Source organism: Arthrobacter sp. D5-1, assembly GCF_017357425.1.
In the GTDB taxonomy this organism is placed as follows: domain Bacteria; phylum Actinomycetota; class Actinomycetes; order Actinomycetales; family Micrococcaceae; genus Arthrobacter.
On the sequence record NZ_CP014571.1, the window covers coordinates 927361 to 951581 of the forward strand.

The following is a 24221-nucleotide window of genomic DNA, read 5'->3' on the forward strand; positions in this document are numbered from 1 at the left end:
TTGGTTTAGCTCCCGGGACTCAGGGACTGGATCAGCGACATTTGCCCGCCCACACCGAGGTATCCGCGTCCGGCAGTGAGCGCCACGGGTGCCTTCCGCGGAAGCGTGGCACCCAGCAGCTCGCCGTCGTAATTGACGTCGGGCTGGAGCACCACGCCCAGACGGGATTTTCGGATGGCCTTGGTCCAGTGACTGTACAGCCCACGGAGGTCAGCGGCCCGCCCTGAGGCAATAATGCAGAGCCCAGGCAGCCCGGAGGCTACGATCCCCGCAATGGACTGATCGGTGTCCTCAAAGCGTTCGGCGTCATCGATCAAGAGGAACACCGGGCCGCGCTCGATCCGCAGCGAAGCCAACAACGCAGGTACTTCGTCGGTGCCTACGGCTATCCGGTCCAGATCGGCGTTGGCCAAAGGGGAGCGGCGGTCGCAGATGCCCCAGACCTGGGCCGGGCCCCGGGAGGTGGATACGCCACGGACAGCCTCGGCCAGAGCCAGCAGCACGGTGGATTTACCAGAACGGGCCGGCCCGGCAATCAGGGCGTGCTCGCCCTCATAAATTTCCAGGAAAGCCGGTGAGAGGTCTGTTTCGCGGATTCCCACGGGGATGTGCCACGGCTCGGTCTCGAGTTGTGGCTTCACGCCGAGATCCGCCATAGTGACGTTGGTGGGCAAGCTCCTGATCGCTGTGGTCTTGGCAGGCGCATCTCCCCAGCCTTGGCGGACACGGTCCACAGCGGCTTCCAAGCCGATGCCGGGAGTAGCAACGTGCATCTGCAGGGAGGTCCGCGGATCCACGCAACGTCCGGGGAGGGCGGCCGGGACATGTTTTGCCCGCACCCCGAGCGACGAGTAGTCGTAGGTGTCGGCAAGCCGGAAGAGCCACTTCTGCAGCGTTACTTCATTCATCACGGAAGGAACTGCTTTGGCACGGGTCGTGGTCACGGCGAAGGAGAGCCCCAGGGCCGGCCCGTCGGCATAGGCCCGGTACAGCAGGCCCAGGAGTTGCTGCCCCTCAAAGTCCTGGAATTCATCGCGCAGCGACGCCAGGCCGTCGAGAAGGACCACCGTGCGGCGATGCGTACCTGGTGCTGCCCTGCGACTTTCCAATTCGGTGTTCAGATGCCGCAGGAAACGCGCTTGCTGCTCCTTGGCGCCGGCACCGGTTCCCACATAGGCCACCGTGTGGGGCAGGCGTTTGAGCATCTCCAGGTCGCCGGAACCCATGTCCAGAATCATCAGGTCCAAGTCGGCGGGATCTGTATTCTTCGCAAGGGTCAGCGCGATGGTCGCCAGGGTGGTGCTTGTACCGGAGCCCGCTACACCCATCAGCATCAGGTTGCCCATGGACATGTCCCATCCGGCGGCAGACTGGCGCTGCAAGTCAGGCTCGTCCAACAGGGTCACGAGGACGGTGGACCCCTTTACGCTTCCGACCGATGGACGGTCGGCTGTAGAGGTCTCCTCGGGAGATCCCTCCGCCAGGAATCCTTCCAGCTCCACCCGCTCGCCCAGCGCCTCCGGCCAGACCTGCCGCGGAGGGGCGTATCCGGCTTCGGCATTGGCTTCCACCACGGCGTCGATAAGGAGATCCAGATCGTTTTCGTCCATCGCAGCGGACCGTGGAAGTACGGGCGCGGGGGCGGGGACACCGAACTGCCGGATGTCGCGAACATCGACGGCGGGGCCGCCGTCGAGCTGTGCCTGTCCGGTGACCAGCGCGGTCTGGACGGGCGTGATGTCGTCTTGGCCGAGTTTCACAAAGGCGCGGCCCATCTGGGCCCTGCCGATCGCTGAGGCGGCTGGGACGCCAATAACGTTGTTGGAGTCGTCGCGGCTCTGGACGCGCAGCGCCACCCGAAGGTTGGTGTTCGCGAGGATGTCGTCGCTCACCACCCCAGCCGGACGCTGCGTAGCCAGGATCATGTGCACTCCCAAGGTGCGGCCCACGGCGCCAATGCTGACGAGGGCTGTCAGGACATCCGGGAAATCCTTGGCCAGCATGGCGAACTCATCGACCACCAGCAGGAGGCGCGGCATCGGCTCGGCGGGGTTCGTGGCCAAGTAGGCATTGAGGTTGTCGATTCCCTCGCCTGCCTCTGCGAAAACCCGCTGGCGGCGCTCCATCTCTGCTTCCAGGGCGATCAGGGCCCTGTCAGCCAGTTGTTCGTCCAGGTTGGAGATGGTTCCGATGGTGTGCGGGAGGCGCTCACAGGCCTTGAAGGCTGCCCCTCCCTTGAAGTCCACCAGAATGAAGTTCAATCGGGTGGGATCGTTGCGGGCGGCGAGGCCAGCTACCAGGGAGCGCAGGAATTCGGACTTTCCGGAGCCGGTGGTGCCGCCCACCAGCCCGTGCGGTCCGTCCTTGACGAGGTCCAGGGTCAGGGGTCCGTTTTCGCCGGTACCTATTGGCGTGGAAACGCCGGTGGGGGCCTGCCACATCCGGCGGATCGTGGCCGCGTCGGGGCGTTCGTAGCCCAGAAGCCCGGGCATCCGTACCAAAGAGGGCAAGGAGGCCCCGGGAACGCTGAGTTCGGGATCATCGAAGTGTGCCAAGCGTGTGGCGCAGCGCAGGGCTTCTTCCTGGTCGAGACCTGCCAGGATGACGTCCTCCACGCGGGTCAGGTCCTCCGGCTGGTCCACGGTGGCTGCAGCATCCGTCCCAACCCTGATAATGGTGGTGCAGGACGCCGGCAGTTGTTCCTCGGACGTCGCTATGACGATGCCAGCCACGCGGGGAGGCCGCTGCTGCGGGTTGACGTGGCCACCGGGAACGGAACGCCCCATGCCGAGCAAGGCGCGGGCAGGGGCGTCCCTGCCCTCTGTCAGTACGTCGGAATCCAAGACCACCATGAGCGCTGGGGTGGGCAATTCCTCCACTGAATCCTTCAGCATGCGCAGCATGGCCAGGCTGGTCTCACGATGCGCGGACATCCAGCGATCGCCCGTGCTGCTGCCGGTTTGGCGTGTGTGGGGGAGCCAGGACGCCCATTCCCATTCATCGGCCCGGCCGGCGTCGCAGAAAACGCCGATCGTCAGATCGGCAGGACCAACGTGCACCGCGGCCTGGGCAACCAGTGAACGGGCCAACGCCAGGGCTCCTTCCCGTGAGCCAACAATGCCAACGACGCCGGCGTCGGTCAGGTCCACCAGAACAGGGGCTGCCAGGAGACGGGCTGCGGTGAGGGTTTCCTTGACTTTTTCGTCCGGGCGCGAGCCCGCAGCGCGGTCAACTTCGGGCTTCCACGGTACGTCACCTGTGCCCGCGTGCAGGACCAGGAAGTCGTCGGAGTCAGCACGGCGCTGCCACAGTGACGTCGCCGGAAGTGACGGACGGCGGACCACCGTAGCGGGATCGGGGACCATCTTGTGCCGGCGGGCGGTTTCCACCTCTGCGGCTGTGCGGATCTGTTGCTCAAACTCTTTGAGGGCTCCGTCGAAGCGCTCTGCCTCTTCCTTGAGGCCCCGGGCATGGCGACGCTTTTGCTCGAACCACATGCCCACCGCCATCACCGGACTGAGCATGGCGAACATCGCGAAGCGCATGTCCCTCAGGATCATCACCATCGCAACGGCCATGACCAGCGGTGCCAGCACTGTGATGTAACTGAACTTGTTGGCTGGGGGAACGTCCTTGCGGCTCGGCGGGACCAACGGATCCCCGGCGGGTGCGCGGCCGGGGCGCGGTGGCCTGTTAAAGGGAGCAGTGGCTGCCGGGGTCAGGTTGTGCAGGCTGCCGGGGGCGGGAGCGGGGGTCTCATCCAAGGTGGGGCGGAGGAGAAGGACCGTGCCACCTGCCGTGATGGTGGCCGTTTGTGTGACCAAAACCCCGTCCTCGCCCACAGGCTCCCCGTTGACCAAGGTGCCGTTGGTGGAACCGCCATCCACCACCCGGAGCCCCTCCTCTTCGCGGCGAAGACGGAAGTGATCCCACGAGGCACTTTCGGTGGGGAGACTGAGGTCGGCATGGGGCGACCTGCCGACCAGCATGTCACGCCCCTGCGGAACATCCACCACACCACCCGTACGTTGCCCGCCGGCCAACGTCAGGCTCCAACCACGGACACGGTGCGGCGCGGGCCACGGTGCGCGTGAGATGCGGCTGCCCTCCAACAGAATCAGTTCGGAGAGCGGCGTGGCACCCCGGACCTCTGTCTCATTGACAAACACCGGCTCATCAGGCGAAACCCTGGGTCCGCCGGCAGCTTCCACTAAGTCGGACAGCGTGGTGGCGGGCGCAGCATGGGCAACCTCGCACTCGAAACGACGATCGTCCAGGTCGATCAGCACACGCAACGGGCGCTCCTCCTGTAGTGGAACTGTTCCCCTCAGGCGTGGGGACAGAAAGGGTTGTTAAGGGCTGGCTGGTGCCGGTACCCAGACGAGCCGTGGAGCGTTCTCGTCTGCCGGACGAAGACCGAGGTCCTGAGGTGACGCGAAGACGGGGATCGCTTCGGCAGTCAGTGCTTGGGATTGCGAGAAGTCCAGCGGCGGTCCGGCGAGGCCTTCCCCGGCGCCGAAGGACAGGGTGCGCAGCGACGCTGCGACCTTCGACGGTTCCTTGCTGCCGGCCAGTGCAGCCGCGCGGACCAGGGCCACCACGGCGTCATGGCTTCGGGCGTCCGCGGCCCAGGCATCCGCCGAGAACGGGGTATCGTCTGTCAGGTTCTTGATCTCCGGGTTCCCGCCAGCCAATCTAATGCCGGAGAGGAACGCGGACATGCCCCGCCCTTGGGCGTCCTGCTGAAGTGCGATTGCATCGCCGGTCGCCGGGGCGACGCTGACAAGTTGTCCTGAAGCGGTGCCGTCAAGCTCCGCGAGCGAGGACGCGAACGCGGGGGTGATGGCGCCGTCGGGAAGTACCAGCGGAACGGACACGTCGCGTGACTGGAGGGCTTGGACCAGCCGGGCCAGGCGCTGCGGGGTTGCCGCCGACACCACAACAGCGTCTGCGGGGTTGGCAATCCGTGTGCCTTCAGCATCAGCCGGCGCGTCCTTGGCCGGAGGTCGAAGCTGGTCGCCCGTACGGATGGCTGCTTCCTGGGCCAAGCCGGACACGTCGGAGAAGCCCTCCAGCGTCAGTGTGTCAGCGGGAGTGACGGATGCCGGGACCTGGCCGCCGTCGCTGACCAGCAGCACCCGGCTCTTGCCGGCAAGTGCGGTCCCCAGAGCGGCTTGGACAGAGGCTGACGTTGGTCCAGTGGTCCACGTCGTTTGGGTCGGTTCCGACGCCTCGCTGTAGGGCAAGATGACCGGGAGGCCCCGCTCCTCAGCGGCCTTCGCTGCTGCACGGGCTTGCGGACCTGTGCTGGCAACGAGAACGCCGGACACACCCTGCTCGGCAAGCGCGCCGACTGCGGCACGGGCGCCGTCTTCGGTGCCTTGGTCGTTCTGGGTGGGGAGGGTGACTGTCGCGCCGCCTTGGGCGAAACGCTGTGCCGCCACCACGGCACCCTGTGCTGCGCGGTTGTATTCGGTTCCGGGCTCACCGGACTGGCCGAATGTCATGACGACGCCGATCGAAAAGTCCGCCGGCAGGCCGTCAGCCTTGAGGGCAACAGGAACTGTGGCAGCCACAGGATCGGGCCGGGGAGCTTCCGTGGGGCGGTTCAGTGCCATGGTCAGGACCACAGCAGCAGCAATCACGACGGCGGCTCCCGCAGCGATCAGTAAGAAGAGACGGTTGCGGGGGTTCACGCGTTGCCGCCGATCTTCAGTGTGTACAGCGTCTGTGACGTCGCACCTGCAGGGACCTCGAGTTGGAACGGTGGCAGTTCATCCACTGCAGTGAGCGAGGCCTTGAACTGGGCCTGGCGCAGGAGAAGTCCTGCAACGTCGCGGGAGCGTATGTTGGCGTAGCCTTCAGCATTCTGGGAGGCCAGGGCCAGTTGGAAGTCCGCTGTGTCTGCTTTTGCCGCGCTGGTGGCCATGGAGCCGAGCAGACCCGAGCCGTTGACCGTGCGGTCACCGAGATCCAGCATCACTTTATTGAGGCTGGAGGCGAGAAGGGCGCTGGCACCCTCGACGTCGCGGGTGGAGCCGGACGTGCTGGACGCAATGTTCTCCAGCGAGGACTGAGTGCTCTTGGACAGGGCGGCTGTGAGGTCACCGCTTTGACCGAGGAGTTCGTCGCGCTGTTTGTTGACCGTGCCCTCGGCGTCCTTCACAACGTCGTCTGAGGTGGACTTCAGCCCGGAAATGGACCGGTTGAAGGCTGTGGTCACGGATTCAGAGCTGGCATCGCCGATGTCGGCAACCTGGCGTACTTGTTCGCCGACGGTTTTGTAGACCTCGGCGGCGGTTTCGGCCGAAACGTCGCGGAGTGACTCTTTGATCTTGTCGCCGAGCATGTCCTGCTGCTCTTTCAACTTCGCGAGTGCGGTCGTCACTGTGCCGGAGGAGTCAATCGCGTCAGCCAGTGCAGTATCGAGCGCCTCAAGTCCCTTTTTGGTGCCATTGGCGTTTCCTGTTGCGGCGCCGTCGAGCGTCTTGACGCCCGTCTTGATCGCTTCGAGCTTGGTGTCGGCGTCGTCGAACGTCGCTTCCAAGGCGGTGAACGCCTGGCCAATTGCCTGGTCGGCGGCAGTCGTGTCAGTGGCTGCAAGAACCTCGTCCCAAGCGGCTGACTGACCTTCGAGCCGCACGTCCAGTGGCTCCTTGAAGCCCGGCGGCGGATTCAGCGCGGGTGTGGGGTTGCCGTCCTCATCAGTCGGTTCGCACGGCACTGAGGTCAAATAGGAACGCAGCCGCTCAACATCCTTTGCGGACAGCTTGCCCTTGCCGGGGATGAGGCTGTCATCGGACAGCTTGCACAGCTCGTCCGCCACCTTCTGGTTCTGCTGCAGCATGGAGCCGTTCAGCCAGGTTCCCTGACCGAGTTCGCCCTTGGCATCCTTGGCATTGGTGGCGATGGCGAGCAGTTTCTGCCGGAGGGCGTCAACGCTGGTCTGGGCTGCCGTGGCTGCTTTCCGCGTCGCGGCTGCAGAGTCGGCGGCGGACTTGATGGCCGTATCCAGTGCAGCCAGTGCCTTGCTGTAATCCTCGGACGTTCCAGAGCCGTCAAGCATTGTACCGAGGTCGGTGCGCACTTTTTCAAGTGCGACGGCGGAAGTTGCCTGGTCTTTGATCGCGCCTTCGATGACCTGCGGCTGGAGACCGGAGACGAGCTCGTCGCCCTTTTGCACCAGGCCCAGAAGCGCTCCGGTAACTGTCACAGCCGAACCATAAAGGGAGCAGGTCATGGAACCCTGCTCAGCGCATTCCGCTGGCGTGGGGTTTTCCGGTCCCATGGTGGCTTTGAGGGCGCCGGCAACGGTGTCCCGGCAACTCGCGCTGACCTTAGCGTAGGCGTCCAGCTGTGAGGACATGGTGAGAACGCTGGAGTAAACGGTGGCTGCCGGCGCGGCCTTGGCCACCTCGGCGGTGCAGCCGTCACCGGTGATGGGGGTGACCGGCGGTGTCGCGGAAGTGTCGCCCAGCATGGCGTCCACGGCGGAGACCGTCAGTTTCAACTGCGACATGGTGGTGGACTGGGTGGCAGTTGTTGAAGACTCCAAATCAGAGCCGAGAACCTGCAGCTGCTGCTTCAGGTCAGACATCGTCGCGGCAAGGGCCTGGGAGTTGTCCCGCAGTTCACCGGCCGTCTTTGCGCCGAGAGTCTGCGAGGTTGCCTGCAGGTTCCTGCGGACATCGGTGATGGTGGATCCGGCCTTCGCCAGGACCGTGTTGACATCAGATACGAGCGAAATGGTGCGGCGTTGCAGCTCCATCTCCGAACCGGTTCCGGATGAGAAGGCGCTGGCGAGCACACCGTTGGCACTGAGGTCTGTATTGAGGCCAGGCTGGACTGCGACGTCGAATTCGGGAACCTGGAAGTCCTTCACGTCGGCGGCGAGGCGCAACGTGGTGCTGGCGCCGGAACGCGGGGGAGCCAGGACAGTGGCCCACTGGACAACGGTGGCGCCGTCTTCGGTGCTGCTCAGGACTCCGTTGGTACCGGTAGTGCCGTCGGCTGAGCCGGGTGTTACGTCGTCCGCCCGGATGCCCGGGAGCTTGGTGGACGCTGCGATTGTCAGCGGAGCGCCTACCAGAGCGGTGTCAGAGCGGGCCTGGCCGGCGGCGTCGTACTGGATGGTCTGTGGTTTGACGGTGAGGTTCTCAAGCGTCAGGTTGATCTCTACCGGGCCGGTGTGGCCTTTCAACTCGGCGAGGTCGGAACCCGATTTCTCGCCGGCACGGTACTGGAGGCTCACGCGCACCGGGAGTTCGCCCACTACCTGGGCGGTGTCATAGGTGGTGTTTTCCGCCGAAGAGTCACCCGCAGCGGACACGGAGATGGTGGTGCCTTCGATCTTCTGCACTCCGGCGGCGGGGGACAGGCCTACACGGACGCTCTGCAGGAGTTTGACCGGGTTGGACACCGGCTCTGGCTCGGGAGTCTGGGTGCACGAAGTGGTCGCGATCAGTCCCAGCGCTATCAGGGCGATGCCCAGAGAACGGCCCGAGGGGATACGCCGCCCCGGTTTGTACTGGTTAAAACTAGCCTGCCTGGGCATGGATCGTCCCCCTCTTTCCGTTCACGGTGCCTTGAGTATCATAAGGTTGCGCTCCCGAATGGACTAATCCCACCGTGCGGGGCACCGCCCGCAGTTCACGAACGAATCATGTTTTTCGAACTTTGTTTGTCTGTTTGTTGGATTTATTCGGTGGTGTTGGTAGTTTGTGGGTGTTTGGTTGCCTGGGTTTTTTGGCTTGGGTGTTGCGATTGTTCTTATTGGGAGGAAAGTTCTATGTCGCGTGTGTTGTCTACTGAGCAAGCCAAGGCTGCTATTGGTCAGGTGCAGTCGATTATTACTGGTGGGTTTACGGATCAGATTTCGGCGTTGGATGCGCAGGGTCGTGTGTTGTCGGATCCGAATGTGTGGGATGGGCCGTTGGCTGCTGAGTTCCGTGGTTCGACGTGGCCGGAGACGAAGGCTGCGTTGGATAAGGCCAAGGAAGAGCTGGAGCAGTTGCGCGGTCAGTTGCAGAAGATTTCGCAGGATATTTTCTCTGCCGGTGGCGGGGCCTGATTCCTTCTTTGCTGTGAGTGTGGGGGCCGGGTGATCGTGCCGCTTTAGTGCGGTGTGGTTGCCCGGCCGTTCCGCTGTGGTCTGGTGGCGCCGGGTTTGTTGGTTGTGGTGCCGGGTTTTGTGGGTTGTTGGGTTTTGTTCGCGTTCTTGTTCTGTTGGGGGCTGTGGTTGTGACCGAGTTCGTTGAGATGCCGTTGTTGCCGGATTCCGATGCTGGCCATGGTGGCCGGTTTGTGTATGGGGTTGCCGAGTCGGTGAAGGGTGCTTTTGAGTCCGCAGCGTCGCGGGTCCAGGAGCATTCGGGCTCGCGGACGCCGTTGGTGACCTCGGCGGGGGAGGATTTCCGGGGGCATTTTTCGGAGGTGTTCGCGGCGAACGCGGCTACGGCGTCCCGGGACGCGGAGTCCCTGGCCGCGGCGTTACGGACGGTGGCCGGGTATGTGGGGACCATGATTTCCGAGGCGCGGGACGAGGATGACCGGCGCCGGGAGAACAACGAGTGGGTGCGGCGGCATAACAACCGCAACTGGCTCGAAGAGGGCTGGGACAACCTTTGGGGTGAGGAGGCCCGTCCGAATATGGAGCCCGGCAGTGCGCCGTCGTTCCCTTCGGAGTCTCCGGCGTCGGGGCGGCGGGAGACCCCGGGCCCGGGTGGCGGGTACGGGGGCGGGACGTCCTCGGCCCGTCCGGAGTCGTTGCGGAGTTTCGCTGCGGGTTCCCGTGGCCTGGATGACGGGATCGCGTCGGTGCCGGGGTCCTTGGAGTCGGAGTTGTCTTCGTTCGCGGACCGGTGCGGGTGGGGCCGGATCGACGCCGCTGGTGTGGTGACGGCGTTCCGGGAGTATTTGCGGTTGAACGAGGCGGACGCGGCGTGGGCGGTGGTGGTCGCGGACGCGTTCGCTGCCGCCGGCAGCGAGGGCGCGGTCTCGACCCTCTCGGACGCGGCGGTGAACGAGGCACTGGCCGCGGCCGGGGTCTCGGCGAACCGGACGGGCCTGGTCATTGACCCGCCCACCGCGGCCGGGGCGATGCCCTCGTCCGGGTATGCGAATGATCCGGTGAACACGGCCACGGGTAACTTCATTGAACCCGAAACAGATCTTGGGTTCGCCGGGGCCAGCTCGGACCTGGTTCTCACCCGGATGTATAACTCCCTCGGTTCCGGCCTGGACACTGTTGGGGTGTTTGGTCCTGGGTGGGCCTCGGTCCTGGACCAGCACCTGGTCCTGACCGATGAGGGCTGCCGCTGGGTGCTGGCTGACGGCCGGGCGGTGGACTTCCCCCGCGAGGGTGCAGGCTGGGCCCGTGCGGTCGGGGAGAATTACTGGCTCACCCGCGAAGATGCCGGCACACCGTGGTTGGCGGAGCTGTCCTCGGTCCCTACAGGTGTCTCCGAGGTGTTGGTCGTGACCGATAACCAGGGCGGTTGGTGGGCTTACACGATCGCCGGGGTGTGGCTCGGGACCGGGGCGGGGTCCGGCCGGACCATCTCCGCCCACCGCCACACACCGGCTGCGCCGGATGCGGAGAGTTCGGTCGATGGCGGCGTGCCGGGGGTGGTTGACCGGTTGGTGCATGTCCGGGGCCGGTTCGTGGAGATCGACTACGTCGGTGGTGTTGTCGCGGTGGTTCGTTCATCGGATGGGCGGCGGGTTGAGTATGGTTACGACGCCACGGGCCGGTTGGTCACGGTGGGCACGGAGGCCGGCACGAGGGTGTATCGGTGGAACGAGCAGGGTCTGATCGCCTCGGTGGTTTCTGCTGCGGGTGTGGTGGAGGCCGAGAACAGCTATGACGAGGCCGGCCGTGTGGTTTGGCAGGTCACACAGCATGGGCGGCGGACGAGGTTCGCGTATTTACCGGGCCGGGTCACGGTGGTCTCCGATGAGGACGGGTCCCGGTCCAATTCCTGGGTCGCTGATTCCAAGGGCCGGCTGGTGGGGGTGTTGGACGCGGAGGACCGGCGCCAGTCCATGTCCTATGACGGACACGGGAACTTGGTGTCTTTGACTGAGCGTGACGGCGCGGTCACGGTCCACGGTTACGACACCCGCGGCCGGAAGATCCGCACCGTCACCCCCGAAGGCGCGGACCTGACCTACGGGTGGGACGAACACGACCGTCTGAGGACCTTGGTCACCGCATCCGGTGCCGTCGTGGCCTATGAGTACGCCGATGACCTGTCCCGGGACCCGTCCGTGATCGTGGACCCGCTGGGCGGCCGGACCGGGCTTCGGTGGCGGGACGGACTCCTGACCCAGGTCACCGACCCTGCCGGGGTGGTGATCGGTTTTGAGTACGACACGTTCGGAGACCTCATCGGAACGTCCAACGCGGCCGGTGACACTGCGAGGATCGTGCGGGACCGGGCGGGTCGTCCGGTGACGGCGTTGACCCCGTCGGGGGCTGAGACCCGGTTCAGTTACGACGATGCCGGGGTACTGGTGCGTCGGGTGGACCCGGACGGGGCGGTGTGGGCGTTCGAGCACGACACTGCGGGCCGGACCACCGCAATGATCGCCCCCGATGGGGGCCGGACCGTGTTCGAGTACGCCCCCAACGGGGAACTGGCCCGCACCACCGACCCGCTCGGCCGGGTCGTGGAACGGGTGTTTGATGAGCTCGGGAACCTCACCGCCGCGGTGCTGCCGGACGGGGCGAAGTGGGGGTTCACCCACGACAACCTCTCCCGGCTCGTCTCGGTCACGGACCCGGGCGGGCATGACTGGGTGCGGGAGTACGACACGGTCGGTGCCCTCACCGCCGTGATCGATCCGACCGGGGTCCGGACCGGCGCGGTCACCGACCGGACCAGCGGCACCGCGTCCTTGACCGATGCGTTCAGCACGAATACCTATAGTTTTGATGAGTACGGCCGCCCCACGAAAATCGAATCTGTCGACGGGTCCGCGGAGCTGGTGAGCTATGACGCGGCGGGGAACCCTGTCGAGTTGGTCGATGGTGAGGGCGGGTTGACGGTCCTGGGCCGCGATGCCGCGGGGAAGATCACCTCGATCACCTCCCCGACCGGGGCGGTGACCCGGTTCGAGTACGACCACTGCGGCCGACCCTTCCGCAGTGTTGACCCGGTCGGGGCGGTCACGGAACTGTCCTACAACCCGGACCAGCGCCTCACCGCGAGGAGACTGCCGACCGGGGAGGTCGAAACCTTCGCCTACGACGCCTGTGGGCGGTTGACCGCGAGGCATACGCCGGGGGAGGGGACGGCCCGGTACGGGTATGACAAGGTCGGGCGGCTGAGCTTCTCCCAGGATTCCTGGTACGGGACCCGCCGCTTTGAATACAACCTTGCCGGGGAGTTAGTGTCCACGACGAACGGGGTGGGGGGCAGGACCGGGTTCGAGTACGACACCCGCGGCCGCCTCACTAAGATCACCGACCCTTTGGGTGGGGTGACCACCCGGACGTATACGGCCACGGACAAGGTCGATAGTGTGACGGACCCGCTCGGCAGGGCCACCACGGCGACGTATGATCCGGCGGGCCGGCAGTTGTCGCAAACGGACCCTGACGGGCGCACGACCACCTGGACCTACGACGCTGCCGGCCGGGAAGCGACCACCGCGGTGGACGGGACACTGCTTGCCGCCATCGAACGCGACCTGGCGGGCCGACGGGTGGTCATCACGGACCACACGGGTGGGGCGGGGTATGCGGTGGAGCACGAACTGTGCTTTGACCGCCGCGGCCTCCTCACCCGAAAGTCCAACGGGAACGGGACGCAGGCGCTGGGGTGGGAGTACGACGGTGACGGGAACCGGATCGGGTTCACCGACCCCACCGGGACCACCACCCGCTACACCCGCGACCCCGCCGGGCGGGTTGTGAAGGTCTCGAACCCGTTGCTCGGGGACGCCACCTTCACCCACGACCCCTCCGGGCGCATCGTTTCGGCGACCGCCGGGAACTACACCCAGGAATGGGTCTACCGGGACGGGGACCTTGCAGAACACATCCGAACCACCACCGATGACCCAGGAACAGCTGATGTGACCCTGATTGGCCGGGAGGACGGCGGCAGGATCACTGGCCTGTCCCGGGGCGGGGTCACCACCCGGTACGGGTACGACACCGCCGGGCAACTGACCTCCGCCACCACCACCACCACAGAAACAGGAACCACCGCGAAGGTGTTGGGGTGGGAGTACGACGCCGGTGGGCGGCTTCTCCGCGAAACCACCCCCACCGGGGCCCGAACGTTTGAGTACGACGCCGCAGGCCAGCTCCTAACTGTGACGGAACCTGACGGTGCGGTCACCGAGTACGTGTATGACGGGTTGGGCCGACGGGTCAGGGTGATCGGGGCGGACGGGTCCTGGACCGAATATGCCTGGGGCCCCATCGGCTACCTCACCGGAACCATCGAGAAGGACCGGGACGGGGCCGAGGTGTCCCGGCACCGGCTCCACGTCGACGCGCTCGGTGAACTTGCCACCGTGGACGGGACATCGTTGTGGTGGGACACCGCCGCGCCCGTGCCGACCCTGGCCGGTGCCAACACCACCCAGGTGTTGTCCTTGCCCGGTGGGGTCACCGGCATCGGAGACGCGTGGACCGCGCCCGGGTGGCGTACCGCCCGCCCCACCGACCAACACGACCCCTGGGCCGTCCTCGGCACCCCCACCACCCCACACCCCACCACAACAACCAACGCAGGTGCAGGAGTAAGCTCCGCTGGTGGGTTGGCTAGTGTGTTGCCTGCCGGTATCGCGCTGACGGCAGGTGGCGGGATCGACGTCGCCGGGCTCGAATGGCTCGGCCGGCGCGCCTATGACCCGGCCACCCGGGGGTTCCTCTCCACCGACCCGCTCGCTCCGGTCCTGGGCGCGGGCTGGGACGGGAACACCTATTCCTACGCCGGGAACAACCCCCTGAACACCACTGACCCCACTGGCTTGCGGCCCCTGACCGACGCTGACCTGAAAGCCTACGACGGCTCCTCCCGCGGCGCGTTCGCCGCAGCCGGGGACTGGTGGAAAGACAACTGGGAGTACGTCGCTGCCGGGGCCGCGATCGCCGTGGGTGTGGGGCTGATGTTCACCGGTGTTGGAGGACCAGTTGGAATGGCCCTCGTCGGAGCGGCTGCGGGCGCGCTGACATCGGGCGGAGCTTCAGTGATCGTGCAGAAGGCTTCTTCTGGAAAAGTCGACATGGGAAAGGTATGGCAGGATGCCGCCATTGGCGCTGTCGGGGGTGGGTTTGGCGGGGCCGCGGGCGGTCTGCTGGCACGTGCTGCGAACGCGACTCGAGTGGCGACATCCATGGGCTCAACGTCGTCTCTCGTGACGAGGGCAAACACAGTGCTGGGAAGCACGACCGTTCGGAGCACCTTGTCAGCCGGTGTGGGCGGGTCGGGTAGCAACGTCGTGGCTTATGCCCTTGACGATAAAGAAGATCAGACGATCGGAGGGTACCTCGCCACGGCCGGAACCGGATTCTTGACCGGCGCTGGGGGATCCTGGGTTGTCGGCAAGGCGGGAGCCGCATGGGCTGATGACGTGGCTGCGCGCTTGCCCAATTGGACAGGCCCAATCTCCAGAGGCTCTCACAGCGGCGCACCCTACAATTGGGGTTCGGTCGTGACTGAGCAGGTGGTCAATCGGATCGGTGGTGGAATTGTGGGTGCAGTCAACACAGAGCTGCAGCCGGGTACTGCTACCACGGATGACCTCGTAAATGGAGCCGTTCAAGGATTTGCCAACGGTGCAACAGGCCCACTGAGCGGACGTCGTTCAAGTGGTTGGTGAGGAACAGGAAAATGGATGTCGAAGAACAATATCGATGCTTCAGAACAGCAGAACCCCAACCGCAGATCTAAGCGGTTCTGGAAGCTTACGGGAGTCCTTATCCTGGTAGCTGGTTTATTCGTTCTGCTTATTCCCACTTGGGATTCGATTGCAGTTGAAAGCATTCGTTGCAAGGTAGTTTCTGCATCGCCGAATACGAATTCAGGGGGCTCCAGAGGCTCCGCCTCGAGCGCTGGCGTTTTAGTCGAAACGTCGAACTGCGGAACGATTTCCATATCGCAAGGTATAACTTTTGAAAATCAACAGGAAATTTCTTCTTCTTTCGAAATTGGCAAAGATTATGAGTTTGATATTGGCTGGTTCTCTCGTGTTGTCATGAAGGACCTTAGGAGCGGCATTCCGTCGGCTCACGACTATCGATTGGTGCGCTGACCTCGGCCGCGGGGGGAGTTGTTGGCTGTGCGCTGGGCAAGAAAATTTCCGAAGCAACTGAAATTTGAGGAAGTGCTTTGGCTTGCTGCTAGCGCTGGAGCTTAGCTCACGTCTCCGTGGGGGCCCAGCGGCTCGATTTCTCTGTCTAGGGTGATAAGAAAAGAAACCAGAAGCAACAGCCTGCATCCTGACGGGCGCACGACCACGTGGACCTACGACACTGCGGGCCGGGAAGCGACCACCGCGGTGGACGGTGCATTGATCGCCGCCATCGAACGCGACCCAACCCGTCGCCGGGTGGTCATCACGGACCACTGCCGGGCAACTGGTCTCCGCCACCACCGACAGCCACAACGTGTCGGCGTCGGCGTCGGTGTTGGGGTGGGAGTACGACGCCGGTGGGCGGCTTCTCCGCGAAACCACCCCCACCGGGGCCCGAACGTTTGAGTACGACGCCGCAGGCCAGCTCCTAACTGTGACGGAACCTGACGGTGCGGTCACCGAGTTTGTGTATGACGGGTTGGGCCGCAGGGTGCGGGTGATCGGGGCGGAGGGGTCCTGGACCGAATACGCGTGGGGCCCCGCCGGCTACCTTGCCGGGACGGTCGAGAGGGATCGGGACGGGGCCGAGGTGTCCCGGCACCGGCTCCACGTCGACGCGCTCGGGGAACTTGCCACCGTGGACGGGACGCCGTTGTGGTGGGACACCGCCGCACCCGTGCCGACCTTGGCTGGGATCAACACCACGCAGGTGTTGTCCCTGCCCGGCGGGGTCACCGGCATCGGCGAAGCGTGGACCGCGCCCGGGTGGCGTGCCGCCCGCCCGACCGACCAGTACGACCCCTGGGCCGTCCTCGGCATTCCCACCACCCCGCACCCCACCCCCGGAACCACCACAACAATCGGTGCCGGGCTGGCCGGTGCCCGTGCCGGTGCCGGTGCTGGTGCGGGTTTGGGTGCCGGTGGTGTGTTGCCAGCCGGTATCGCCCTGACCGCTGGTGGCGGGATCGACATCGCCGGACTCGAATGGCTCGGCAAACGCGCCTACGACCCGGCTACCCGGGGCTTCCTTTCCACCGACCCTCTCGCCCCTGTCCTGGGCGCGGGCTGGGACGGGAACCCCTACTCCTACGCCGGGAACAACCCACTCAACACTTCTGACCCCACCGGCCTGCGGCCGCTCACCGACGCCGACCTGAAAGCCTACGACGGCTCCTCCCGCGGCGCCATCGCCGCAGCAGGCGACTGGCTCGGAGACAACTGGGAATACGTCGTCGGAGGGGCCGCTGTGGTCGGCGGGGCCGTGCTGATGTTCGTCCCCGGCGGCCAAGTCGCGGGCATGGGACTGATGAGCTTCGGCGCCGACGTAGTCATCCAAAAAGCAACCACCGGCCAAGTCAACTGGGGCCAAGCAGCCATCTCCGGCGGCCTCGGCATAATCGGCGGCGGAGTCGGGGTTGCCATTACTAAAACTGCTTCGCATATTGTTGGGAAAGTGGTGGCACAGCAGGCTGCGCGAAGCATGGCTTCAAACGCGACTTCGACACTGACCCGTGGGACAGGAAATGCCGCCGTCATCGCGCGGAGATTCGGTGCAGGTGTGATGAAAGACATGGTCGGGAGCGGGGCGTCAGGCAGTGTAGTTGGGGCGATAGATTACCTCCGCGAGCGCGTTCAGAAAGGAGGTCCTTGGACGGCCCAAGGACTGTTAGGGAGCGTTGCCGGAGGCGCCGCCACAAACGTTATCAGCGGGGCCCTTGGCCCTGCAGCGGGCCATGCTGCCACCAAGAGCCTCCAGTATGGTTCGACCCTTGGCATCAATATCGGCGCTGGATTCGCAGGCGAAATGGTGAAGAGTGGTGTGAACGGGGAAGCCTTCGACCCGCTAAAGTCCGGAGTGTCATCTGTGATGGCGGGTACAGGGTCTTCCACTCTGGCATCGCTGCGTGGCAAAATTCCGCAGGGTTACGGGGATCTTATCGGACCAAATACACCTTCCCCGATAAAGTACTTCAACTGGGGCAATGTGTTCACTGAGGCTGCTAATGGAGGGATAGGAACCGGTGCAAACTTTTACACGGATGAGATGTGGCCAAAATAGATGAAGAAGAATGAATCAGGTAATAAAACCCTAAGTGTCGGGCCATTCCGGAGTGGTATTATTGGACTGGGGTTGTGGTTCCGGGAATTCTTATGCTGATCCTGTGCGTCAACAGAACGGAAGAGTTCGGAATATCTGTATGGGTTGCTAACTTTATTGTTCTTATCCTCTGTGCCATAGCTGTTGGTTGCGTAACATATTGGAAATCAAATATTGCCGCCGCGCTATCGTTTGGTGCCGCGATCGTCTTAGGAAGTTTAGCCTTCGCTGGGCTTTCCCATGTCATTCCGGTGGCTGCGTTGACTGGGGGCGCATTATGGACGGGGTGCCCTCTGGGATTATTGATTGGACTGACATTGACTGCTGGTGAACGACGATAGGTGGGCGCTCGGACAAGGGGCTGGACGGAGGTTGCAATGGATGATGGTCCTGGTGGACAGGACATGCTTTCGGGAAATAGCTCACTGCTTGGCCCTACGTTTCTGGCCAAGCTACGGCGTCATCGGTGGAGTGCTGGTTTCCGGCATCAACCAGGACGCGGCCTGCCGCTGTGCGGTCACTAGTGATTGCACCTGGTAGGGCTGGGCGCGTTGTGAGGTGTGAGCTGTGCTTTGACCGGAGTAGCTGGGGACGCAAGTCTTAGGCTTGTTGGTATCGACGTTTAATGAGCTGGGAGGGGCCGTGGTGAATGATCCGGTAGATCCCAAATTGAGGAGCGATGTTCCGCAGCGGGAATTAGTAAGTGAAATTGCCTGGAAGTCGAAAAAGACATGCGTCTATATAGACGTAATTTGTATTGTCGGCTTTATTATTTGCCTTGGTGTTTCGATATTTGTCGTTGTGAATGTTCCCATTGATACCGGGATCATCTATTATGGGAAGCATATACCAATACCTTTTGCTCTTGCTCTACCTGTCGTTGGTCTTTTCCTATTTTGGGCAACGGAACGAGTGTTTAGTGAGAATCGCCCTCGTGAAAAAGCGCGCAAACTGCGCTATATTTCCGGACCAGCAACAATCTTTGTGCTCATTTCCTTTCAGGTGATGTTGGCCATAACAATCCTGCGCGAGGCTGGCAATTTTACATAAACAAGCGCGACAGAACGCGGTAGTCATCGTTGATGGTGGTTGTGAGTGAACGTCACGCCTGACGTGCGCGCCAAGACGCCAACCGACTTCGGTTGGCAAGGCCCGGCAGGCTAGCAGTCAACCGGAAGTCAGCAAATTTCCCATGTCAGTGGTCCAGACAGTCATTTCTAACTCCATGCCTATTGGCCCTCCTTCTCGGTGACTTGGGCGTGGGCCGCTTCTACTTCGGCAAATTTGGCACGGGTATCGCCAAACTGCTGACCCGGCACGCGGCGTATTTAGGTGATAGTAGCTCCGGCGCGTCGGTGAAAGCGGCACGGTTCGTGTCGCCGTCGTAATTCGACCACAGAGCCCGGACCCGGAGCCGGCCGGTATTGCCCTGACCGCTGGTGCCGGGATCGACATCGTCGGACTCAAATGGCTCGGCAAGCGCGCTTACGACCCGGTCACCCGGGGATTCCTCTCCACCGACCCCCTCGCCCCCGTCCTTGGCGCGGGCTGGGACGGCAACCCCTACTCCTACGCCGGAAACAACCCCCTCAACACCACCGACCCCACCGGCCTGCGTCCCCTGACCGATGCTGACCTGAAAGCCTACGACGGCTCCTCCCGGGGCGCCCTCGCAGCGACCGGGGACTGGCTCGGAGACAACTGGGAGTATTTGGCTGGTGGTGCGATGGTGATTGCTGGTGGTGTGTTGATGGCTACCGGTGTTGGTGGGCCGGTTGGTTTGGCCTTGATCGGTGCGGGTGCTGACACGATCATCCAGAAAGCAACCACCGGTTCGGTCAATTGGGGGCAGGTGGCCTTGACGGGTGCCGTTGGCGTGGTTGCAGGGCCGTTGGCTGGGAAGGTCAGCAGCGTTGTGACGGCAGGGCTCGGTCGGGCTGGTACGGCAGTGAGTACGCAGTTGCTTCCTGCGATGGGCCGTGCGGGCTCCGTGGTTGCGTCGGGTGCGGCCAGGGCAGGATCTGCTGTGTCGGCTGTGGGTTCGCGTGTTGGGACTGCGGTCACTGCGGGGGTGTCCCGTGTCAGTGCCGGTGCGGGGAGTTACTTGTCGCAGTTGTCGGCCCAGCAGATGGGCCGGGCGGCACTGACGAATGGGATATCGGGGGGACTAGGCAACACAGGCATGTACCTTGTACAGCGATCACCGAACGAGTGGAAACCCGAGGGCGTCCTCGGAGCTGCAGGTGGCGGTATCGTCAGCGGAGCCATTGGCTCCCAAGCGGGCTATTTAGCCCAACCGCTGACAGGTCGGTTCTCGTCATTCGTTCAATACGGTGTCGGCGCGGGAGGATCACTCGCTGGCGGCTCCGTTGATCATGCGATTCGTGGTGAGGGCTACGGAGCCGCGGAGATGGTCTATGACGGACTGGGCGGGGGGCTGCTTACACGCTTCCCAGGGGCCGCGGAACTGAGTCCCAATCCAGGCTGGATGACTCACAGCATGGCAGCCTACGGCGGAGCGCATGCCGGGGCTATCGTTGAAAGCGTGAAATTTGTGGGCAATGAAGTTGTAAAGCAAGGAACAGGGGCGCCACTGTGGTAGATGATGAGAATGGTGCAAAGGGGAATTCGGAGGCAAAGGATGATTTCACGGATGAAGATCTGCGATTGGGAAGGAAAGCCTGTAGATATATAGACATACTTTGCGTGATTGTCGCATTGCTTTGTGTAGGTATTGCAGTGTTTGTTTTCACTCACGTCCCTTGGGATACGCGAATGCCCTACGACGGAAGGTTTGATCGCTCTGGCGTTGACTGCGAAGCAAGCGGCTGTTCAGGTCCGAAGGCTTCCTACCCCGCCTGCTGAGTTGCAAAGCCTGGTCGCCCGGACGCTTACCAGCTTGGATGTCCTGGGCCAAGAATCCTGCACCGATCGCCTGCGAAGACAAACGAAGCGAAGCCTGCGATGCCGCAATTACCCAGGCCAACGGGGAAATCAGGCCGCTCATCACCGTTCTTGACGCTTGGAAGCCGTACACGCGCTAATCGATAGCGGCCCGAAGCGACGGGCAACTCCGAAGGTATTACACCCAGGAGGCCCACCTGGCCAGACCGTCAGCTTTCCGTGCAGCCGATCTTCCAGCGGAATTTCTTTCCGGGTCGGGAACACACCGAGTATTTCCGCCGAGGCTTATCTCATATTTACCGGTAGTGAGTCCCAAGACGAATTTCTCGGGCTAAGACTACAGTTGTTTTGACGAAGTTCTCGCCTCCGTACCGGCATACTTCACGGCATCACCCGGAAAACCGGCCTTTTTGGAACGGAGAACCTGCACCGCGGAATCGGCTCTGATCAGAGAGAAACGTGCTGTAACAGCTCTACTTTGCGGTCGACGAGGTGCTGGGGTTGGCAGGGAGGCCGAAATTTTCGGGATACAGCTCTTTGTAGATTGCGGTTTGGTCCCCGGCAACGCAGACGCTGTCCATCTCCAGACTGGAGCCTTTTACATTTGCGGTGAAGGAGATTCGGTGTCCGTCGTTCCCGGCAGCGTTGAGGTCGATGAGCCCTGGATCCCGTGGTTCGGTTTGCGTAGTGAAACCCTTGGATTCCCAGAACGCCTTGACCAGCTCCACAGACGCTTCCAAATCGAGGGGCTCCATAGTTTGGCTCAGGACGCTGTAGTTCACGCCGTCTTTGCCGTCGCTGGTGCTGCAGCTCATGTTTCGGAGACCTTCGTCCTTCCACTTCTGGGGTCCGATAGCTTTTTGGGTTTCCGTTTTGAAGGCGTGGAGGTCCGCGAGGGCCTGTTTAAGTTCTTCGACCTGGGCTTTGACGGTTGCGGGGTCGCTGGGATTGCTTGAGCCGGTCATGGTGTTCTCCGGGGTAGGGGGCGTGCAGGCACTCAGTGCAATGCTCGCGCAAAACAACGCGACAATTATGCGGCGCGCCTTTAGACGGTTCTTGGGTTCATGGGGCATGCGGTTCACTCTTCCTGAGTTGTTCACCGGCCCGCAAATCCGGCCGGTGGCGATACTGGTCGTGCGCCTGGCAGGATACGGTCTCCGTTGCCGGTTGTTGTCAGGGCCGCCTCGTACAGAGCGGTGGTGTCCTTGTTTAGATACCCGTAGCCGTTGCCGCCATTTTCATGTACCAGTGTGTTGTGTTCTGTGGTGCCGTGATATTGGGTCCCGTCGATCGTGGCCTCTTCTGAGGAGAACACTTTCGCGCCGAAGGATTCCAGGCGCGGATCCTGGCGCAGGAAGCGGCCCATTTGGGCCAGTCCATCGCCTGCGGCGTGGGTGGCGTAGACCTGGCCGGCTGGGACGTGGAGGTCTCCGGTGTTTCGGATCTCTTTTTCTATGCCGGCGGAGCCGAGCATCGTGAAGGAGGCGACGCGCAAATCCGCAGCAGCAAGAGCGTTGGACGTCACGGTGGTGCCGTAGGAATGGGCCAGTACGTTCAGGGTTTCCGGGGTCCTGTTGCCCAAACCCTCTCTGACGGCGTTGAACCCCTGAAGGTCTGCGACGAACCGGTCGGCACCGGCCCGGGCGGCATCGCCGCTGTTCACGGTCGGAACAGTGGGAGGCTCGTAGTTGATCCATGCCACCACCGCAAAGGACTTGCCCGGGTCGTTTCGGCTTTGTCGCTTCTGGAGGTTCGCGGCGTTTGTTGCCCAGTCGTTGAAGCCGCTTTGCGGTGTGATGAGCATGCCGGACACTGCGTAGGTAACGTTGTCGGCCGTATCGGGGTTGCCCGCAGAGACCTGTGCCTTCGGTGGGCCGTGGGTGAGGTCGAAACCGAGCAGGGCAGCTTCGCCTGAGGCTCCCGCGTTGACGAGGGCTTGACCGATACCGTCAAGGGCTTTCTGCTGCGTTTGCAGCTGTATCCAGTGCGGGTTTTGAATGGACCGCCCTGTGCTGGTGAACAAGGACTCCGGCGTCCTGGCGAGTTCGGCGTTGATGCGCTCCTGCTCGGTAAAGAGACGTATCCGGTTGGCTTCATTCCGGGCAGTGGCGGTGACTCCGTTCAGGTTCCCGATAACCCCGGGGAGGGCTTCGATCAGGAGCTTCTGACTAGCACCGGGTTTAATTGTTCTGCCGGCGACGGTCTGGCCAAGACCGGCCCACCACTTGGCTATCACCACGGGGTCAAGCCCCGGTTGGCTGAGGAGCCCCTGAAGCCGGTCCTTGTTCGCAGGGGCGGCGAGCCAGGCTTTCAATTGATCGGCGTTCAGGGCCCCGACGTCATTCAAACCGACTTGCCCGGCTGGCGCGTACTGTATGAGGGCGCTGTTGAGCATGGTGTCAACCATGGAACCGCTGCCGGCTGTTTCGAATGCCGCGGCGATCTGCTCAAGCCAAGCCGCGTCAGCGGCGTTCTGCATCAGAAGCTGCTCGAAACCGGACACAACTGTGACAATGCCCATGTTCACCCAGGAACACGATGCGGTGAATCCGCTCCACGCGCTCCGGACTCTCCCCAGCTCCGCGTCCAGGATGTTCGAGGAGGCGCGGGACTGGGCTACAAATTCCCGCAGCTTTCCAGGATCAGCCGAGCTGGTTGCGCCCCCCGCTCCGCCGGCGAACCGGGCCCGGTCCCTCGCCGAGAACACCGCTGAAATCGTCGGTGCAGCGACCGGCCATTCCATGGGCATCGGATCGCTCGCCACGCTCTGGAAAGTCTGAAAGTGTTGTTCACGGATATCGGCGCGTTGCCGCCAGGCGGTGAGTTTCTTTAGCCGAGACTTCTCCTCCTGCGCTTTGAGCTTTGCTTGCCGGACGTCCTCCGCCAACGCTGCGAGAACCCCGGCAAGCCTGGCGCGGTCATCAGCCCTGATGGCACAAGCCTGGGTGAATAGCTGCGCGTATCCGCCTTTGAAGTCCTCCACAGCATGATCCATGGTCCCGTCCAGGAACCCACCCTCGCCACGCAGAACCTGATCCGCTGAATCAGCAGCACTGATCACAGCGTCGGCAGCGCCATCATTAAAGACAATCCCGACGTCCGCGCCGTCACCAAAGTTAAAACTCATGCCCGTCCCCCATAAAGCGAACAATAAATCCAACGATTAGCATAACCCATGTAGCCGGCCAAAGGACTCCACAGCTGCAGGACTTTAGAATGGATGAATGCCCGATGAAATGAATAAGCGCCAATTCCTGACGATTGAGCAGGTCGCGGAGGAACTCGCAACCAGTGAGGTGCAGATCCGTTCCATGCTCAAGTCAGGCCAACTCAAGGGGACAAGCGCGTCCTACCGGAAGCCCCTCGCAGCAAACCTGACTGCATCCTCCATGGTGTGCCACATGATAGTTCCATCGACCGGTCGATTAAGCGGCTTCGTGAAGTAACTCGGATCCGGTCCATCATCCTTTACAAGTACGCCGATCTCTTCCGAACCCTCATCCCAGACTCTGCGGATCATCCACTCATTAAGGTTGCGATCTTGGTTGGTGACCTCGTACGTGTACTGGCCGATCTTGAGGCGCAAATACACAATTTCGTCTTCCCTGCTCATGGCATATCCCTTCAACCTAGACTCAGTTTCAGACGCTCTAGATCACGCAGTTTCACAGTCGCGTGTGGGCAAAATTTGGGCAGCCGCCTAGTCCGGACATGAAGAAAGGCCCCGCCTCCCTCATAAACAAAGGGAAGCAGGGCCTTTCTCATTGGCGGTGACGGTGGGATTTGAACCCACGTTGGCTTTTACACCAAACAACATTTCGAGTGTTGCACCTTCGGCCGCTCGGACACGTCACCAACTGAAATAGGCTACCCGAGATTGGCCCCGTTCCCCAAAACGAGCCCCTCT

The 24221-nt window shown here is 63.1% G+C and carries 13 protein-coding genes and 1 tRNA gene; 7 read left to right on the forward strand and 7 right to left on the reverse strand.

Annotation, left to right across the window (positions count from 1 at the left end; translation table 11 throughout):
- Window positions 1–5 precede the first annotated feature (5 nt).
- The 3 genes from AYX22_RS04390 to AYX22_RS04400 all read right to left on the reverse strand — a co-directional run bounded on the left by AYX22_RS04390 (window position 6) and on the right by AYX22_RS04400 (window position 8554).
- Window positions 6–4289 (reverse strand): FtsK/SpoIIIE domain-containing protein, encoded by a 4284-nt coding sequence (locus AYX22_RS04390; protein WP_242703610.1) that lies wholly within the window; start codon window positions 4287–4289, stop codon window positions 6–8.
- Window positions 4290–4352: 63 nt separating this feature from the next.
- Window positions 4353–5696: a hypothetical protein gene (locus AYX22_RS04395; RefSeq protein WP_207596277.1), complete on the reverse strand. Its 1344-nt coding sequence runs from the start codon at window positions 5694–5696 to the stop codon at window positions 4353–4355.
- Window positions 5693–8554 carry a hypothetical protein gene (locus AYX22_RS04400; protein ID WP_207596278.1) on the reverse strand — a complete coding sequence of 954 codons (2862 nt, stop codon included), beginning with the start codon at window positions 8552–8554 and terminating at the stop codon, window positions 5693–5695. Before AYX22_RS04400 ends, AYX22_RS04395 begins: the two co-directional genes overlap by 4 nt.
- A 234-nt stretch (window positions 8555–8788) precedes the next feature.
- Here AYX22_RS04400 and AYX22_RS04405 point away from each other — a divergent pair, with 234 nt between their 5' ends.
- The 7 genes from AYX22_RS04405 to AYX22_RS04435 all read left to right on the forward strand — a co-directional run bounded on the left by AYX22_RS04405 (window position 8789) and on the right by AYX22_RS04435 (window position 20012).
- The gene (locus tag AYX22_RS04405; RefSeq protein ID WP_026547649.1) at window positions 8789–9070 is read left to right on the forward strand and encodes a hypothetical protein; all 282 of its coding nucleotides are present in this window, start codon (window positions 8789–8791) and stop codon (window positions 9068–9070) included.
- Between the two features lie 170 nt (window positions 9071–9240).
- Entirely contained in the window at window positions 9241–14838 is a 5598-nt protein-coding gene (locus AYX22_RS04410) for a DUF6531 domain-containing protein (RefSeq protein WP_207596279.1), read from the forward strand.
- Window positions 14839–14853: 15 nt separating this feature from the next.
- Window positions 14854–15270 (forward strand): hypothetical protein, encoded by a 417-nt coding sequence (locus AYX22_RS04415; protein WP_207596280.1) that lies wholly within the window; start codon window positions 14854–14856, stop codon window positions 15268–15270.
- Between the two features lie 355 nt (window positions 15271–15625).
- Window positions 15626–17371: an RHS repeat-associated core domain-containing protein gene (locus AYX22_RS04420; protein WP_207596281.1), complete on the forward strand. Its 1746-nt coding sequence runs from the start codon at window positions 15626–15628 to the stop codon at window positions 17369–17371.
- Window positions 17372–18055: 684 nt separating this feature from the next.
- Complete coding sequence (locus AYX22_RS04425) at window positions 18056–18460, forward strand: hypothetical protein (protein ID WP_157731599.1); 405 nt, start codon at window positions 18056–18058, stop codon at window positions 18458–18460.
- A 203-nt stretch (window positions 18461–18663) separates the two neighbouring features.
- Window positions 18664–18798, forward strand: coding sequence for a TM2 domain-containing protein (locus AYX22_RS23975; RefSeq protein WP_232481627.1), 135 nt, complete (start codon window positions 18664–18666; stop codon window positions 18796–18798).
- A gap of 362 nt (window positions 18799–19160) precedes the next feature.
- Window positions 19161–20012, forward strand: coding sequence for a hypothetical protein (locus AYX22_RS04435; protein WP_242703525.1), 852 nt, complete (start codon window positions 19161–19163; stop codon window positions 20010–20012).
- A 775-nt stretch (window positions 20013–20787) separates the two neighbouring features.
- Here the strand turns inward: AYX22_RS04435 and AYX22_RS04440 are convergent.
- From AYX22_RS04440 to AYX22_RS04455, 4 genes are all read right to left on the reverse strand, one after another.
- Complete coding sequence (locus AYX22_RS04440) at window positions 20788–21387, reverse strand: hypothetical protein (protein WP_207596282.1); 600 nt, start codon at window positions 21385–21387, stop codon at window positions 20788–20790.
- Between the two features lie 23 nt (window positions 21388–21410).
- The gene (locus AYX22_RS04445; RefSeq protein WP_207596283.1) at window positions 21411–23441 is read right to left on the reverse strand and encodes an alpha/beta hydrolase; all 2031 of its coding nucleotides are present in this window, start codon (window positions 23439–23441) and stop codon (window positions 21411–21413) included.
- 222 nt (window positions 23442–23663) lie between these two features.
- Window positions 23664–23927, reverse strand: a complete 264-nt coding sequence (locus tag AYX22_RS04450; protein ID WP_207596284.1) for a hypothetical protein — start codon at window positions 23925–23927, stop codon at window positions 23664–23666.
- A 152-nt stretch (window positions 23928–24079) separates the two neighbouring features.
- Window positions 24080–24169: transfer RNA gene (locus AYX22_RS04455), tRNA-Ser, on the reverse strand.
- Window positions 24170–24221 lie beyond the last annotated feature (52 nt).

Coding starts and splice junctions, on each gene's coding strand:
- AYX22_RS04450 (WP_207596284.1), bottom strand. CDS start 23,927: ATGAGCAGGGAAGACGAAATTGTGTATTTGCGCCTCAAGATCGGCCAG.
- AYX22_RS04440 (WP_207596282.1), bottom strand. CDS start 21,387: ATGCCCCATGAACCCAAGAACCGTCTAAAGGCGCGCCGCATAATTGTC.
- AYX22_RS04400 (WP_207596278.1), bottom strand. CDS start 8,554: ATGCCCAGGCAGGCTAGTTTTAACCAGTACAAACCGGGGCGGCGTATC.
- AYX22_RS04415 (WP_207596280.1), top strand. CDS start 14,854: ATGTCGAAGAACAATATCGATGCTTCAGAACAGCAGAACCCCAACCGC.
- AYX22_RS04405 (WP_026547649.1), top strand. CDS start 8,789: ATGTCGCGTGTGTTGTCTACTGAGCAAGCCAAGGCTGCTATTGGTCAG.
- AYX22_RS04435 (WP_242703525.1), top strand. CDS start 19,161: ATGGCTACCGGTGTTGGTGGGCCGGTTGGTTTGGCCTTGATCGGTGCG.
- AYX22_RS04445 (WP_207596283.1), bottom strand. CDS start 23,441: ATGAGTTTTAACTTTGGTGACGGCGCGGACGTCGGGATTGTCTTTAAT.